1 protein-coding gene is annotated in these 625 nt (G+C 60.2%); it reads left to right on the top strand.

The window, feature by feature from the left end:
* The coding region (locus HMPREF0721_RS11215; protein ID WP_006599912.1) for a DNA gyrase subunit A at positions 1-625 on the top strand (625 nt) is incomplete at both ends.

The raw sequence follows: 625 nt of genomic DNA, 5'->3' as shown, positions 1-625 counted from the left end.
AGATGGTGCGCGACATCGACCAGGACACTGCCGATTTCCAGCCCAATTATGACAACAAGGAGACCGAACCGGTCGTCTTGCCGTCGAGGTTCCCCAACCTGCTTGTCAATGGTTCTTCAGGTATCGCGGTGGGCATGGCCACCAACATCCCGACCCATAATCTGCGCGAGGTCAACGAGGCCGTGCAGTGGTCTTTGGCTCACCCCAATGCTTCCCACGAGGAACTGCTCGAGGCGTGCATGGAGCGCATTAAGGGTCCGGATTTCCCCGGCGGCGCCCTCATCGTGGGTCGGCAGGGCATCGAGGACGCCTACCGCACCGGCCGCGGTTCGGTGACGATGCGTGCCGTCATCGACATGGAAGAGGACAAGAAGGGACGCCAGTGCCTGGTCGTCACCGAGTTGCCTTATATGTGCAACCCGGACAACCTCGCCACCAAGATCGCCGACCTGGTGAACTCCGGTCGCATCAACGGTATCGCCGACATCCGTGACGACTCCTCAGCCCGTACTGGTCAGCGTTTAGTCATCGTCCTCAAGCGTGACGCTCAGCCGCGTGTCGTCATGAACAACCTGTACAAGCACACGGCTTTGCAGGACACCTTCGGCTGCAACATGCTGGCTCT

It is taken from the genome of Pseudoramibacter alactolyticus ATCC 23263 (assembly GCF_000185505.1).
GTDB lineage: Bacteria > Bacillota > Clostridia > Eubacteriales > Eubacteriaceae > Pseudoramibacter > Pseudoramibacter alactolyticus.
This window is presented reverse-complemented; position numbering and strand designations above follow the sequence as displayed.